This is a genomic window from Massilia sp. Root133, from assembly GCF_001426525.1.
GTDB lineage: Bacteria > Pseudomonadota > Gammaproteobacteria > Burkholderiales > Burkholderiaceae_D > Telluria > Telluria orientalis.
The window spans coordinates 53,645-68,552 of sequence record NZ_LMEW01000014.1 but is presented as its reverse complement, the minus strand read 5'-3'; the positions used below and the strand labels follow the sequence as shown (position 1 = coordinate 68,552).

Genomic DNA, 14,908 nt, shown 5'->3' with positions numbered 1-14,908 from the left:
TAATAATTATGGTTGCGGACGGAGAATGCGGCATTTTCAAATGCTTTGCAACAGGGCCGGCAGCGTATCTAAGTCACTGATTCGACCGGATAATTTACAGATTTCAGCAGAGAAACAGCTGCGATTCCAAAAAAACGGATTTAAGGTCGCAAATAAAAAATATGATGATCGATGAGGGAATCCGCGATAACTTTTTTTGGAATGGAATCGATTCGAAAACCAAAAAAGATATCGCAGTTTTTTTTGCGTGTTACAAAAAATATTTTGCGGCCAGCGTGCCGTCGCGGCCCAGCACGTACCGGTCGAAGTCGCGCGCGAGGAACAGGCTGCCCGCGTACACCCCGCGCGCCTCCGCCTCCAGCGCGCCCATCGACAACGGCCCTGCGCCGTCCTGGTAGCGGGGACTGAAATGGGTCAGCACGAGGTTCGGCAACCGGGCCGCCTGCGCCATCCGCGCCACCCGCAGCGCGGAGCTGTGCATCGGCCCCGGCCCCACTTTCAATAGCACCTCTTCCGTGTAGGTCGCCTCGTGGATCAGCACCTCGGCCGTGCGCGCCGCCTCCAGCAGCAGCGACGGGTCGTCGTTGTCGCCGCCCACGATGACCGTGCGCGCCTTGCGCGGCGCCAGCAGCCAGTCGGCCGCATGCAGCACGCGGCCGTCGTCCAGCACGGCATCGAGGCCCTGCTGCAGTGCGCCCCAGACGGGGCCTGGTGCGATGCCGGCCGCGCGCAGGCGGGCCGCATCCAGCTTGCGCTCCACCGTGCGCTCCGTGAAGCGGTACGCCCAGGACGGTATCCGGTGCGACAGCGCGATGGCGTCCACGGCCAGGTCGGGCAGGACGGGCGTGCCGGCGAGACTGTCGACGGCGATGTAGTCGAGCGGATACGGCAGACCCAGTTCGCTCGTCGCCATCACGCCGTCGATGAAGGTGCGGAGCAGCGGCGGGCCGACGAGGGCCAGCGGGGCCGTGCGGTTCAGCATGCCGGCGCTGGCCAGCAGGCCGGGCAAGCCGTAGCAGTGGTCGCCGTGCAGGTGGGTGATGAAGATGGCGCGCAGGTCGTGCAGCGACAGGGGCGTATCCAGGATGCGGTGCTGCGTGCCTTCGCCGCAGTCGACGAGCGACCAGCCTCCGCCCGGCCCCCGGAGGGCCAGGCCGCTCACGTTGCGGGTCTTGCTCGGGGTGCCGGACGAGGTGCCGAGAAACTGGAATTCCATGCTGGATGGGCCAATCAGTGGTTTCGGTCCGATTATGCCCCGTTTCGGTCGGCCCCAAGGCGGTTTCGTCGCAGCCGGGTTGCCGCCGCCCGCCCCCGGCGGCACAATTCCGGCATGAATACTTTCACCCGCTTCTTCCCGCCGGCGCCGGGCACGCACCGGCCGCTCCTGCGCCGTATCGCCGACGACGTCGGCCTGACCGTCATCGTCTGCGTGCTGATCGCCGTCCTGATCACGCTCGTCAACGGCAGGACGTTCGAGCTGTACGACCAGATGGTGTACTCGCTCTGCGTCGGCCTGGTGGGGCTGGTCGTCCTCGACGGCCTGCGCTTCACCCTGCTCGACGATCCCGCGCGGCGCCGGCGCTGGCTGGTGCCGTGCGTCGTGGCGCTCGTCATGATGGCGCCCGTCGCGCATCTTTCCGGCATCTCGCTGGGGAGCCTGATGCTGGGCCGGCCGCTGCCGAACTTCGCCGACTACCCCAACGACCACGGCGAGAAAGGCATGGTCGGCCTCACATTCCTCGCCATCTGCGCGATGGCCCTGTTGATCCTGAACCGCGAACGGGTCGAGCGCATCAAGCTGGAACGCACCGAGGCCAAGGCGCGCGCCGAGACCATCGAACGCCAGGCCCTGCAGGCGCAACTGCGGCTGCTGCAGGCCCAGATCGAGCCGCACATGCTGTTCAATACGCTGGCGAACCTGCAGGGCCTGATCGCCATCGATCCGCAACAGGCGAGCCAGATGCTGGATCACCTGATCCAGTACCTGCGCGCCACCTTGTCCGCCACCCGCGCCGAGACGACGACGCTGGCCCAGGAATTCGAGGCGGCCGAAGCCTATCTCGGCCTGATGGCCGTGCGCATGGGTGCGCGCCTCGCGTACCGCTGCATCCTGCCCGCCGAACTGCGGAATGCGCGGCTGCCGGCGATGCTGCTGCAGCCGCTCGTGGAAAACGCCATCATCCACGGCCTCGAGCCGAAGATCGAAGGCGGCACCGTGACCGTGGAGGCGAGCGCGCGCGCCGGCCTGCTCGAGATCTGCGTCTGCGACACGGGCCTCGGCCTGGACGACACGCAGACCGCGGCCAAGGGCACCGGCGTCGGCGTGACGACGACCCGCGAACGCCTGCAGGTGCTGTACGGCGCGCGCGCCGCCCTGACCCTCATTCCCGCCCAGCCGCACGGCGTGCTGGCCCGATTGACGCTTCCCCTGGAGACCGCATGAGCATGACCACACCCGCGACCGTCCGCGCCCTGATCGCCGAGGACGAACCGATCCTCGCCGCCACGCTTGCCGCGACGCTGCGGCGCCTGTGGCCCGAACTCGAGATCGCCGGCACCGCGCCGAACGGCGTCGCCGCCGTGCAGCAGACGCTGGAACTGCAGCCGGACGTCCTGTTTTTGGACATCAAGATGCCGGGCCAGACAGGCCTGGAAGCGGCGCAGGAACTGGCCGAGCGCTGGGAGGGTGCGCGTCCGTTCCCGCACATCGTGTTCGTGACGGCGTACGACGATTACGCGGTGCAGGCGTTCGAGCAGGCCGCCGTCGATTACGTGATGAAGCCGGTGAGCGACACGCGCCTGGCGCGCACCGTCGAGCGTTTGCAGGCGCTCACGCTGCGGGACGCGCCGGCCGATGACGGCCTCGCGCAACTCGTCGAGCAGATGCGCGCGCTGCTCCCGGCCGCCGCGGCGCCGGCCGAGCGCCTGACGGTGATCCGCGCGGCCGTCGGCAACATCATCCGCATGATTCCCGTGCAGGAGGTGCTGTACTTCCAGGCGCTCGACAAGTACGTGAACGTGGCCAGCAGCGACGGCGACGCGCTGATCCGCCTGAGCCTGAAGGACCTGCTGCCCCAGCTCGATCCGGACCAGTTCCGCCAGATCAGCCGCGGCGCCATCGTCAACATGCGGCACGTGACGAGCGCCAGCCGCGACGACGCCGGCAAGCTGACGCTGCACCTGCGCAACCGGACCGACAAGCTCCGCGTCAGCCCGTTGTTCGCGCACCTGTTCAAGCAGATGTGATCAGCGCTGAAGGTCAGCGAACTTCGAGCCGGAACGGCGCGGCCGGCAGGCCGTCGCCGCCGAACAGGTTCACGAACGGCGCGTCGGCCCACGCGTAGCGCACGTGCGTGACGCCCTGCGTGCCGGCCCTGCCCGCACCGGGCAGCACGATCCGGTCGCCGGCCACGCGCGCGTCGGCATAGCGGCACGCCTTGCCCGCGCACACCTCGAAACCGATCGCGCGGTCGGCCGAATACGTCTTGAGGCCGCCGCCCGTGTCCCGGAACGTCACGACGATGTCCTTGCCCTCGCGCGCCGCCGCGACGGCCGTGGGGCTGCCGGGCGCCGTCTTCGCGCCGTACGCGACGGCGCGCGCCGCGCGCGCGAGACGCTCGCCGACAACCGTCTTCTGGGTCGGGTGGATGTCGAAGCGGTCGCCCACGTCGAGCGTGACGGCCAGCCCCGCGTGCGGGTCGTGCGCGACGGTGTCGGCCTGCGCCGCGCGCAGCTCGGCCCATGTGGAATCGCCCGGCGCCGTCGGCGTCGCGCCGTACGACGTCAGTTGCACGACGAGGAAGGGCAGCGCGGGCTGGCCGAAGCGCTGGCGCCAGTCGCGCATCAGCATGGGCAGCAGGCTGCGGTATTCGTCCGCCGCGTCGGCATTCGCCTCGCCCTGGTACCACGCCGCCAGCTTGAATTTGTAGCCGACCAGCGGCGCGATCATGCCGTTGTACAGCGTCGTGTAGCTCGTCAGCATGTCCCATGGCGCCGGCGGCACGGCGAGCCCCTTCAGCGCGCTGCCGCGCCGGACCTTCCACGCGGCCGGCAGCGGGATCGTCTGGCCGTCGCTCAAACCGATGGTGCGGTTGGCCGGCGCGCCCGTCATGCCGCCGCTGCCCAGGACGCGCAGGACGATCACGTTGCGGCCCGGCTTGAACACGCCCGCGGGCACCGTATAGTCGCGCCCCAGCCAGGCCAGCCCGGCGCCGCCCACGCGCTGGCCGTTGACCCAGGTGGTGTCGTACGTGTCGACGGGGCCCAGGTGCAGCGCGTTCGCCGCCCGCGCCTGCGCATCCGTCAGCGTGACGGTCGTGCGGTACCACGTCACGCCGTCGACACCGGAGCCCGCCGGCGTCGCGCTCTCCCAGGCGCTGTCGTCGAAGTCCGGCGCGACAAAGGCGCGCTGCGCGGCCGTCGCCGGGTCGTGCGCGCGCCACCAGGCTTCCGTGCGCGCATCCTGGGCGCGCTGCGCGGCCGCGGGATCCGTGCCGTATTGCGCCACGAGGTCGATACCGGTCTTGTAGTCGCCGAAGGTGCGCAGCGACTCCGCCCCGATCCAGCCCTGGATCGTCGTGCCGCCCCAGCTGGCCTGGATGAAGCCGACCGGCACCTTGTAGTCCGCCTGCAGCGAACGGGCCATGTAGTAGCAGACGGCGGAGGCGTCGCCGATGGTGTCCGCGTTCATCGGCGTCCATGCGGCCGGCGCGAGGAGGTCGTCCTGCGGCGCCAGCGCGCTGTTGCGCGGGACGTTCAGGTAGCGGATGCGGTCGTTCTGCGCGGTATAGGTGGCGCCGATGGCGTTCGTCGACGCGCGCTGGAGGAATTCCATGTTCGACTGGCCCGAGCACAGGTAGACGTCGCCGAGCAGGATGTCGGCGCGGCTGACTTCCCGCCCGTCCGAGGCCACGGTCAGCGCGTACGGCCCGCCCGCCGGTTGCGGCGGCAGCTGCACCTTCCACTTGCCCTGCGCGTCGGCGCTGGCGCTCGCCGTCCGGCCGCCCAGGGTCACCGTGACCTTGCCGCCCGCGCCCGCCGTGCCCCACACGGCAATGGGCTGGTCGCGCTGCAGCACGGCGTGGTCGGAAAAGATACGGGCGAGGCCGAGGTCGGCCGCGTGCGCCGGCACGCAGGCGGCGAGTGCGAGTAAGAGGAAGGTCTGCTTCATGGTGTGTCGTTTCGATGAAAAAAAACCGCCGCGGCCGGAGCCGCGGCGGTCGATACTGCTCAGTTAGTATAGATCACGCCACGGCCGTTGCCGCTGAAGTAGACGCGTCCGTACGTGTTCCAGTCCCCCGCGATCACGCCGATGCCCGCGTACTGGTGGGCGTCATCGTTGAAGCGCGCCCAGGTTGCGCCACCATCGTCGGAGTGCCAGATGCCCCACACGCCGCCCCGCGTGCCCACGACGTAGACCGCGGCCGAGTACGACGAGCCTGCCTGCGCCTTGCCCAGCGCGATCCTGGTGGCGCCTTGCAGCGCCCCCGTCGAGCCGCTGGCGGCGACCGTCGCGAAGCCGGAGAGCTTGGTCCAGCTCGCGCCCGAATTGGTCGAGTGGTACACGGCGTTGCCGTCTGCCACCCACAGGTCGCCCGCAGCGTTGGGATTGCCCACCATCGTCGTGAGCCCGAAGTCGTTCGGGGCGAAGTTCGCCGCGACCGAACCCTGGACCAGCGCGAACGAATGGCCGCCGTCGGTCGACTGGTAGACCTTGCCCGTCGTGCCGTTCCACGACGCGCCGCCCCCATCGAAGGCGTAGACCTTGTTCGGGCTCTGGCGGTCGACGACCAGGCGATAGGCGTTATTCAGGCCGCCGTTCGGCGTGGGCAGTCCGCTGGCCTGGGTCCAGCTGCCACCGTTGTTCGTGGTCCAGGACGGGATCGAGTTGGCGGGCGCCCAGACGATGTTGTTGCGCGAGGTCGTCACCATGCTCACCGTGTCGGCGAAGTTGGTGGAGGCGCCGGCGGGCAGCGATGCGAAGTTCGACCACGTATTGCCGCTGTCGCCGGACCAGGCGCCGTAGGGGACCGTCGGCGAGCCGGAGACGATGCCGGCAGCGACGATGTAGTTCGGATCGGACCACAACACGTCGGCGGCGTCGCCGTTGCCCCAGGCGCTGTTGGGCGTCCGGGTCGGCGTCGTCGCGAGGTCCGTCTGGACCCAGTTGCCGATATCGCCCGCGCTGTTGACGAACTTGTACGACGCACCTGCCGGCGGCGTGACGAGCGCCAGGGTCGCGGTTTCCTCGAGGTTGTTGACCGGAGCGTCCCAGCTCGGGTTGGTGGCCGACGCGTTCCAGGTTTCCCAGACGCCGCCGCCGTGGATGTGCAGGATGTGATCCTTGTTGGTCGGATCGATCTCGATGTCGTCCACCCAGCCCCTGTACCCGCCGCCCCAATGCGTCATGCCGTCCGCGATTTCGCGCCAGGTCCCGGGGGCGCCGCCGTTGTCGGACAGCTGGACGACCGGCTGGCCGGCGCTCCAGGTACCGGTCACGGCCAGCGCGATGCGGGCCGTCGAGCCGGTGCCGAAGACGGACACGCCGCCGTAGCCGCCCTGCGTGGTGGTGGCGAGCTGGGTCCACGACTCGTTGAAGCTCACGCCGCCGAAGCGGTAGAGGTAGCCGGGACCGCCGGCGCCCTGCCCGGCGTTCTGGTTGAACACCACGTAGTAGTTGCCGTCGCTGGTGCGCACCATGTGCGGGACGTAGTAGCCGGACACGCTGGACGGCACCGCCACCGGCGTCCACGAGGCGCCGCCGTTGACGGATTTGTACAGGGTCGAGGCCAGGCCCGCCTTCTGCACGTAGTCCGGCGCGATGGCGGCGTACATGATCCACGTCGTCGCCCCGCCGCCCACGTTCGAGTTGTCGAACATGATCTGCTCGACGCCCACCGGAGAACTACCCAGCCCCTGGATCTCGCTGGCCGACAGCACCTTGCTCGACAACCCGGTCTGGGTCCAGGTCTGGCCCGAGTTCGTGCTCTTCCACAGGCCGGCCGTGCGCGAGGCGTAGAACAGCGTCGACGGGTTGGTGGGGTCGGCCTTCAGGCGTTCGCCGATGGCGCGGGCATTCTCGTTGCCGCCCACCGGGAACGGCAGGTCGTAATGCGTCCAGCTGGCACCGCGGTCGCCCGAGACATAGATGCGGCCGTTGATCGGGGTGCCTTGCCAGTCGTGCGACGTGATGCCCGTGACCAGGTAGACCTTGTTGTCGTTGGTCGGATCGACGGCAATGCTTTCGACGCCGTGGTAGGCGCCGTCGCCCCCGCCGAACCCGATGCCGTCGGTGATGGGCGTCCACGAGCCGCCCCCGTTCCAGCGGTAGGCGCCGCCGACGTCGGTACGGGCGTACATGACGTTGTAGCTGGTCGGATGGTAGATGAGGCCGGTGACGTAGCCGCCGCCGCCCCACTTCACGCTCGTGTAGCTCGTGGCCGAGCCGACGGTGGCGGCAAGGACGGGGCCTTGCGCCGTGGCCGATGGGCCGGCGGCGCGGTCGCCGCCGCTGCAGCCCGCGACGAACGCCGCAACCGCGGCCGAGATGATGAACAGGTGCTTCCGATGCATGAGATCTCCTCTATTGGATTGGCTGAGAACGTAGCTCCGCCGTCCTGGCTGCGCCCGCATGCGTGTGCCGGCACTCGTTATGGTGACTACTGTGTCGTTCTCCTGGACATCCCCGATCGGAACACATTAATGTGCTGTATCGTTTTTATTAACAAACATTAAAGAGTTTAATGCCCGTATTTTTCAACTGTCAACACAACTCACGGTTACAGGAGACGTAACAGGAAATGAACGACAAAACCGCTACAGATCGTTCCCGTTCTGCAGCGGTCTTGGTTTGCCTCAAGGTCGTATTGCTCAGTTGCTGTAGATGATGCCGCGGGCGGCACCGTTGACGTAGAGCCGGCCGTACGTGTTCCAGTCGCCCGCCATCACGCCGGAGTCGCCGAACTGGTGGTTGTCGTCGTTGAAGCGCGCCCAGGTGGCGCCGCCGTCGTCGGAGTGGAAGATGCCCCACTGGCCGTTCAGCGTGCCTTCCACGTAGATCGCGGCCGAGTACGACGCGCCGGCCAGTGCCTTGCCCAGCGCGACCTTGGTGGCGCCCTTCGTGCCGTTGGCGGACGCGAACGAGCCGACCTGCACCCAGTTCCAGCCCGAATTCACCGAGTGGTACAGGGCATTGCCGTCGGTCACCCAGATGTCGCCCTCGGCGTTCGGGTTGACGACCATGGCCGTGTCCCCCCAGGCGTTCGGCGCCATGGCCTGCGCACCCCACATCCCACTCAGCCCGAAGTTATGGCCGCCGTCGTACGAGATATAAACCTTGCCCGGCTCGCTGCTCCACGGCGCACCGCCGGAATCGAACGCATAGACCTTGCTCGGATTCACGCGGTCCGCGACCACGCGATAGGCGCGCTGGAAGCCGTTCCAGACGGCGGTGAATGCCGGCAGGTTGGTCGCGGTCCAGCTTGCGCCGCTGTTCGTGCTGTACGACGGCACCGCATCGGGCGGTGCCCAGACCAGGTTGTTGCGCGACGTGACCGCGATGCTCTGCACGTGGCTCTGGCTGGCCGCGGCGCCGGTGGGCAGGGACGCGAACGGGTTCCAGCTGCTGCCGGCGTCGCCCGACCAGAATGCCTTGACGACGTGGCCGTTCTTGTTGTCGACGCCGGAGGCGGCGATGTAGGTCGGGTCGGACCACGCCAGGTCGGCCGCGTTACCGCTGCTCCACCAGTTCATGGGGCCGCGCGTCGGCCGCGTCGCGAGGTCGGTCTGCGCCCAGGTGCCGATGTCGCCCGCACTATTGATGAACTTGTAAGGCGCGCCGGCCGGCGCCGTGACGAGGGACAGCGTGACGGTCTCCTCGAGGTTGGCGACCTTGGGACTCCAGGTGGGCGTGCTGGCCGAGGCATTCGTGGTTTCGCAGATGCCGCCGCCGTGGATGTGCATGATGTGGTCGCGGTTGGCGGGGTCGATCGCGACGCCCTCGACCCAGCCGGCGCAGTCGCCCGCGGCGATGCCGGTATGCGGCATGTTGGCTTCGGCTTCGTGCCAGGCGAGGCCGTCGTTATCGGACAACTGGATGAGCTGGTTCGAGTCGGCCCAGCCGGTCACGCCCAGGGCGATGCGGGTCGTCGGGCCGGTGCCGGACACGGACAGGCCGGCGAAGCCGACGTTGGCGTCGAACTTGAGCTGGTTCCAAATGCCATTGTTGCTGGCGCCGAACTTGTAGAGATAGCTGGGGCCGCCGGCACCCTGGGCCTGGGCGCCCGCGGCCGTATTCGGGTGCGCGCGGAACGCCATGTAGAAGTTGCCGTCGGCCGAACGCACGACGTGGGGAATATCGTAGCCGGCCACGTTGGACGGGACCGCGACGGGCGCCCATGTGGCGCCGCCGTTGGTGGACTTGTACAGGGTCGAGCCCAGGCCCGCGGCCTGCGCGTAGTCGGAGGCGACGGTGGCCCAGACGATCTGGGTCGGCGACGCGTTCTGGCTCTGCACGAACGGGGTATCGAAGATGATCTGCTCGACGCCGTACAGGTTCGGCCCCTGGAGCACCATTTTGGTCGCAAACCCCGTGACCTGGTTCCAGGTATGGCCCGAGTCCGTGCTCTTCCAGATGCCGGACTTGCGCGAACCGTACATCAGCGTCGTCGGATTCTGCGGGTCGACCGCCAGGCGTTCGCCATAGGCCCGGGCGTCGTCGTTTCCGCCGATCGAGAACGGCAGGTCGTAGTGCGTCCAGGTGTTGCCGCGGTCGCTGGAGATGTAGATGCGGCCGGGCGTGTCGTTGTTCACGCTGTCGCCGGTCATCATGTAGACGAGCTGGTCGTTGTTCGGATCGAGGGCCAGGCTTTCGACGCCGTGGAACCGGCCTTCGCCGCCGCCCCAGCCGATGCCGTCGGTGATGGGGATCCACTTCGCCGTGGCCGCATCCCAGCGGTAGGCGCCGCCCACGTCGGTGCGGGCGTACAGCAGGCTCGCATTGCGCGGGTGGTAGACCAGGCCGGTGACGTAGCCGCCGCCGCCCCACTTCACGCTCGTCCAGCTGGTGGCCGAGCCGACGGTCGCGGCGAGGACCGGGGCGGCCGTGCCCGTCGCGCCCGGGGTCGTGCTGCCGCCGCTGCAGCCGGCGAGGAGTGCTGCGAGCAAGGCCGGGATGATGATGATGTTCGGTTTCCGTTTCATGATATCTCCAGTGTTATTAGACGGTACATTAACGCTTTGCACAAAAGAGTTAATAAACCTTAACGCAGTCTAATACTCACACTTTTCCACTGTCAACAGAAATAAAAAAGGCGGCCGAAGCCGCCTGAAACATCTGCCGTCAGCAGAGGAGAGAGACCTGGTCCGCGTCAGAACGAATAACGCATCTGGGCCGTGTAGCGCGGACCCGTCACGTACGCGCCGCGGACCTTGAAGCCGACGCCCTGCTGCATCAACTGCTTGTACATGGCGTTGTTCAGGTTCTGCGCCTCGAGGCCGAACGACAGGTTCTCGGTGATCTTGTAGAAGATCGACGCATCCACCTGGCCGTAGGCATCCGACCACGTCGGCAGCGCGTACTGCACGTTGTGCTGGCCGAACGTCGGGCTGGCCGGGTTGGTGTCGGTGCCGTCGCCGCCGTTCGTGCCGTTGGCGTTGATCGCCTGCAGCGACTTCGAACGCCAGCTGTACGCCACGCGGGCCGAGATCGGACCACGGTCGAACAGCAGCGCCAGGTTGTACGAGTTCTTCGACAGGCCGTTGAGCGGCAGGTTGCCGAAGGTCTTGCCGTCCACGTCGCAACCGTTCAGGTTCAGGTTCAGGTTGTCCGCGCCGCTGCCGCCCGAGCAGTACGCCTGGTACACCGGGTGGAACAGGTCCTGGCTGCTCTTCACGTACGTGTAGTTCGCCTGCACGCCGAAGCCCGCGAGCCAGCCCGGCAGCATGTCGAAGTACTGCTGGTAAGCCAGTTCGATGCCCTTGGCCGTGCCGTTCGCGCCGTTCACCGGCCCCGTCGTCACGAAGTCATGCATCGTGCCGTTCACGTCCGGCAGCGCGAAGTTGTAGCTCTGGTTGATGATGACGTCGCTGAGCTTCTTGTGGAACAGCGCGGCCGTGAACGAACCGGTCGGCGCGAAATACCACTCGGCCGTGATGTCGGCCTGCTTGGCCATCGTCGGACGCAGCATCGGATTGCCGCTGCCGGTGCCGGTGAGGCTGACGTTGCTGACGTTGACGATGTTGGTCGCGGTGTTGGTGCTCGTGGTGGTCGCTTCCGACAGGTTCGTGTAGGCCTGCAGTTGCGAGAAGTCCGGACGCGACATCGCCTTGCCGTACGCGAAGCGGAATTGCAGCTTGTCCGACGCCTTCATGCGCAGGTTCAGCGTCGGCAGCACGTTGCTGTACGAATTGTCGAAGTCCTGCTTCTGCTGGAAGTTCGGGATGTTCGGGATCGGCACGCCGGTCACCGTGGCGCCGGCCGGGATGCTCGGGGCCGTGAAGCTGAACACCGTGTAGCCGTGGGCGACCATGTTCGTTTTCACGTAGCGCACGCCGATGTTGCCGTCGATCGGATATTTCAGGTCGTCGAAGCCGAAACGCAGCTGCGTGTACAGGGCCTTGCTGCGCTCCTGCTGGTCGTTGGTGCCCGACGGATCGGTGCCGAACGTCGCCGGTTTCCAGGCGCCGCAGCTGTCCAGCGTGCCGCCGCTGCGTTCGGCGCACAGCACGTTGTAATACTGGTGCAGCTGCGAATACGTGCCCGGATAGCCGTCGGCCAGCGACGTGTTCGGGAACACGACGGCCGGCACCGACGCCTTGCCGTTGAAGAAGTTCGGGAACGTGTTCAGGTGCGTGCCGGCGGAGAAGCGCGGATCGCCCAGGTAGGCCAGCTGGGTCAGCGGCTGCCACGAACCGACCGGGCCCACCTGCCACGGCTGGGTGATCGCCGCCCAGTTATAGCCCGGCACGGAGTTGATCGTCGTCGCATCGCGGTCGGTCAGGCGCACGCCCACGCGCAGGTCGCGCAGCACGGGGTGGTCGAATTCGTACTTGACGTCGGTTTTCCAGGCCTTCTCGTTGGCGACGCTCGCATCCTGGTGCTCCATCGTGAAGCCCCAGTAGTAATTGTTCGCATTGGCCATGTACGCCTTGGTGGCGTCGTCGAACGTCAGGCGGGCCGGCGTCGAGCTCATGTCCATGCCCATCTGCGGGATCTGCAGGCCGGTGGCGACCGTCGAGTCGAAACTGCCGGTGGTGGCGCGTACCTTCTGCAGGTCGGTCGTCACGGTCCACTGGCTGTTCAGGCGCCAGCGCAGGTTCCACGAAATGTCGGTCGTGGCCGACTTGCGCGTCGAGGTGCGGGTGTCGTCGTTGAAGTTGACGCCGCCGTCGGCCGGATCGGTGAGCACGCCGCTGATCATGGCGCCCTTCGGATCGAACTTGCCGTTCGCGACCTGCAGGTTGTACGGGCTGGACTGGCCAAAGATCGCCTGCTCGTCCCACTTCATCTTGTAGCGCGACTTGAAGTAGGTGAGCGACGACTGGACGTTGCTGTTCGGCTTCCACTGGAACGCGGCATAGGCGCCGTCGCGCTTGCGGTCGAACTCCAGCGAACGGAAGCTCGCGGCGTTCGGCACCCAGACCGTCTGGCCGGGCACGACGTCGGTGCGCGGGTAATAAGGCGAGACCTGGAAGGCGTCGGTGCGGGTGCCGCTCTGCGACGTGGCCAGGTCGAACAGGGCGCCGAATTCGCCGAAGCGCGTCTTCCAGCGGTCGGAGAACATCATCGAGTACGACGGCTGGGGCTTGCCCTTCTTCAGCGTGGAATACGTATCCTGCGCCGAGACCGACATCTTGCGGCCCTTGAAGTCGAACGGCATCGCGGTGCGGAGGTTGATCAGGCCGGAGATGCCGCCTTCGATCTGTTCGGCCGACGGGTTCTTGTAGACGTCGATGCCGGCCATCAGCTCGGGCGGCACGTCTTCGAAATTCAGCGAGCGGCCGCCGTTGGCCGAGAACGAGTCGCGGCCGTTCAGCTCGGAACGGACGTAGCTCAGGCCGCGGACCATCACGCCCGAACCTTCGACCGAATAGTGTTCCGGGTCGCCCTTGGCCATGGTGCGGTCGATGGTCACGCCGACCACGCGCTGCAGCACCTCCGTGACCGAACGGTCCGGCAGTTTGCCGATGTCGTCGGCGACGATCGAGTCGACGACTTCGTCGGCGTTCTGCTTGATTTTCTGGGCATTTTCCAGCGAGGCGCGCTGGCCGACCACGATGACCGACGTGGTCCCGTTGTCGGTGGCAGGGGTGGTTTGTGCGTATGCCATGCCGCTGGCGAGCAGCACGACTTGAGACACGCCGACGGCGATAGCCGTTTTCCTGAACTGGTTCACATCATCTCCTTGGTTGGTAATGCGCCGTCGACGCGGCGTGAAACATTGTTAACGAATATGCGTCTTAAATTAATTTGGCATTAATTAAGTCTACGCCGCAATGTTTTTACTAGTCAAATTAAATAGTGACAATGTTCATCGATGTGGACGGACAGATACACGCGAAAACTCACACACCGGGCCGAGGCGCGACGGCGCAAGGAACAACAGGAGGAATCAGGGACGGCGGGCGGCCGCGACGAGGCGCTGCATCGTCGCGCGGGCGGTGATGCGGTCGTCGTGCCAGTAGGCGCTGACGGCTTCGCGCATGGCATCCTCGACCGTGGGCGGCAGGGCCATGGAGATGCTTGGGACGAGTGTGCCGCCACGGGAGGCGGCCTCAAAGGCGGCGGCCGACTGCTTCGCGCAGCGGTCGAATTTCGTGAGGTCGACGCCCTGGCGCACCGGAATCGACCCTTTGACGAGGTTGAATTCCTCCTGCACGCCGGGCGCCAGCAGGTCGGCGGCGAAGTCCTGCTGGGCGCGGGTCTTGGCGGGGCTGTTCACCTTGAACAGGGCGAACGAGTCGACCGTATAGGCATAGGACTTGGCCGTCCCGGGCGCGGGCACGCAGGCGAACTCCAGGTTGCCCCTGCGCTGCGCCGTCTGGAAGATGGGCTTGGCCCAGTCGCCCATGAACTGCATGCCCGCCTCCCCGTTCGCCAGCCGCGACGCCGCCACGTTCCAGTTGCGTCCCATCGCGGCGACGTCGGTGTACGGCTTGATGCGGCGGAACGTCTGCAACGCCTGTTCCATGACCGGGCCGGCCAGTGCGCCGGGATCCAGCGCCACGAACGCCTTGCGGTAGAACTCGGGACCGCCGACGCCCAGCACGACGTTTTCGAACAGGAGGAAGTCCTGCCAGGGCTGGCCGCCGTGCGTGACGGCGATATACCCGGCCCGCTTCATGGCGCCGGCCGCGGCGAAGAAGTCGTCCCACGTGACCGGCACCTGGGCATTGGCGCGCTTCAGGATGCGCGTGTTAATCCACAGCCAGTTGACGCGGTGGATATTGGCCGGCACGGCGACGTAGCTGCCCTTGTACTTCATGGCGTCGCTGACGACGCGCGGCAGCACCGCGTCCCACTGGCCGGCGCGTGCCGTGGCATCCAGGTTGGCGAGGGCGCCTTCGCGCGCCCATTGCTGGATGACCGGCGCCTTCACCTGGGCCGCGGCCGGCGGATTGCCCGACTGGACGCGCGAGCGCAGCAGGAAGAGCGGAAAGCCGTTCGCGTCGGCCGTCACGGCGAAGTCCTTCCAGGTATGTCCCTGGCGCTGCAAGGTCGATTTCAGCACGTTCACGGCGCGTGCGTCGTCGCCCACATCCCAGAAGTGGAGCACCTCGAGTTCGCCCGCGTGTACGGCAGTGGCGCACCAGGCGGTAACGAGCGCGATTGCCGTGGCGAAGACTTTCATGGCGTGCATCTTAGCTCGAAACGGTCGCCGATGGTAACGCCGCCACAAATCCGTTAATA

8 protein-coding genes are annotated in these 14,908 nt (G+C 66.9%); 2 read left to right on the top strand and 6 right to left on the bottom strand.

What is annotated here, in order from left to right; translation table 11 throughout:
• Positions 1-250 precede the first annotated feature (250 nt).
• A complete protein-coding gene (locus ASD28_RS14200; RefSeq protein ID WP_056128860.1) occupies positions 251-1,216 on the bottom strand; it encodes a ribonuclease Z in 966 nt (321 codons plus the stop codon).
• Between the two features lie 114 nt (positions 1,217-1,330).
• Here ASD28_RS14200 and ASD28_RS14195 point away from each other — a divergent pair, with 114 nt between their 5' ends.
• A complete protein-coding gene (locus ASD28_RS14195; RefSeq protein ID WP_056128856.1) occupies positions 1,331-2,443 on the top strand; it encodes a sensor histidine kinase in 1,113 nt (370 codons plus the stop codon).
• Positions 2,444-2,445: 2 nt separating this feature from the next.
• Positions 2,446-3,246 carry a LytTR family DNA-binding domain-containing protein gene (locus ASD28_RS14190; RefSeq protein WP_056128949.1) on the top strand — a complete coding sequence of 267 codons (801 nt, stop codon included), beginning with the start codon at positions 2,446-2,448 and terminating at the stop codon, positions 3,244-3,246.
• A 13-nt stretch (positions 3,247-3,259) separates the two neighbouring features.
• Here ASD28_RS14190 and ASD28_RS14185 read toward each other — a convergent pair whose 3' ends face one another.
• The 5 genes from ASD28_RS14185 to ASD28_RS14165 form a co-directional block, all read right to left on the bottom strand.
• The gene (locus ASD28_RS14185; RefSeq protein WP_056128853.1) at positions 3,260-5,170 is read right to left on the bottom strand and encodes a sialate O-acetylesterase; all 1,911 of its coding nucleotides are present in this window, start codon (positions 5,168-5,170) and stop codon (positions 3,260-3,262) included.
• A 59-nt stretch (positions 5,171-5,229) separates the two neighbouring features.
• Positions 5,230-7,572, bottom strand: a complete 2,343-nt coding sequence (locus tag ASD28_RS14180; RefSeq protein WP_056128851.1) for a hypothetical protein — start codon at positions 7,570-7,572, stop codon at positions 5,230-5,232.
• Between the two features lie 297 nt (positions 7,573-7,869).
• On the bottom strand, positions 7,870-10,200 hold the full coding sequence (locus tag ASD28_RS14175; protein WP_056128848.1) for a sialidase family protein: 2,331 nt from the start codon (positions 10,198-10,200) through the stop codon (positions 7,870-7,872).
• Between the two features lie 167 nt (positions 10,201-10,367).
• The gene (locus tag ASD28_RS14170) at positions 10,368-13,394 is read right to left on the bottom strand and encodes a TonB-dependent receptor (protein ID WP_056128846.1); all 3,027 of its coding nucleotides are present in this window, start codon (positions 13,392-13,394) and stop codon (positions 10,368-10,370) included.
• 216 nt (positions 13,395-13,610) lie between these two features.
• Positions 13,611-14,849 (bottom strand): ABC transporter substrate-binding protein, encoded by a 1,239-nt coding sequence (locus ASD28_RS14165; RefSeq protein WP_229412095.1) that lies wholly within the window; start codon positions 14,847-14,849, stop codon positions 13,611-13,613.
• Between the last annotated feature and the right edge of the window lie 59 nt (positions 14,850-14,908).

What these genes read in the sequence shown, in the direction of transcription:
- ASD28_RS14200 (WP_056128860.1), bottom strand. Translation starts at nt 1,216, where the DNA reads ATGGAATTCCAGTTTCTCGGCACCTCGTCCGGCACCCCGAGCAAGACC.
- ASD28_RS14195 (WP_056128856.1), top strand. Translation starts at nt 1,331, where the DNA reads ATGAATACTTTCACCCGCTTCTTCCCGCCGGCGCCGGGCACGCACCGG.
- ASD28_RS14190 (WP_056128949.1), top strand. Translation starts at nt 2,446, where the DNA reads ATGACCACACCCGCGACCGTCCGCGCCCTGATCGCCGAGGACGAACCG.
- ASD28_RS14185 (WP_056128853.1), bottom strand. Translation starts at nt 5,170, where the DNA reads ATGAAGCAGACCTTCCTCTTACTCGCACTCGCCGCCTGCGTGCCGGCG.
- ASD28_RS14180 (WP_056128851.1), bottom strand. Translation starts at nt 7,572, where the DNA reads ATGCATCGGAAGCACCTGTTCATCATCTCGGCCGCGGTTGCGGCGTTC.
- ASD28_RS14175 (WP_056128848.1), bottom strand. Translation starts at nt 10,200, where the DNA reads ATGAAACGGAAACCGAACATCATCATCATCCCGGCCTTGCTCGCAGCA.
- ASD28_RS14165 (WP_229412095.1), bottom strand. Translation starts at nt 14,849, where the DNA reads ATGAAAGTCTTCGCCACGGCAATCGCGCTCGTTACCGCCTGGTGCGCC.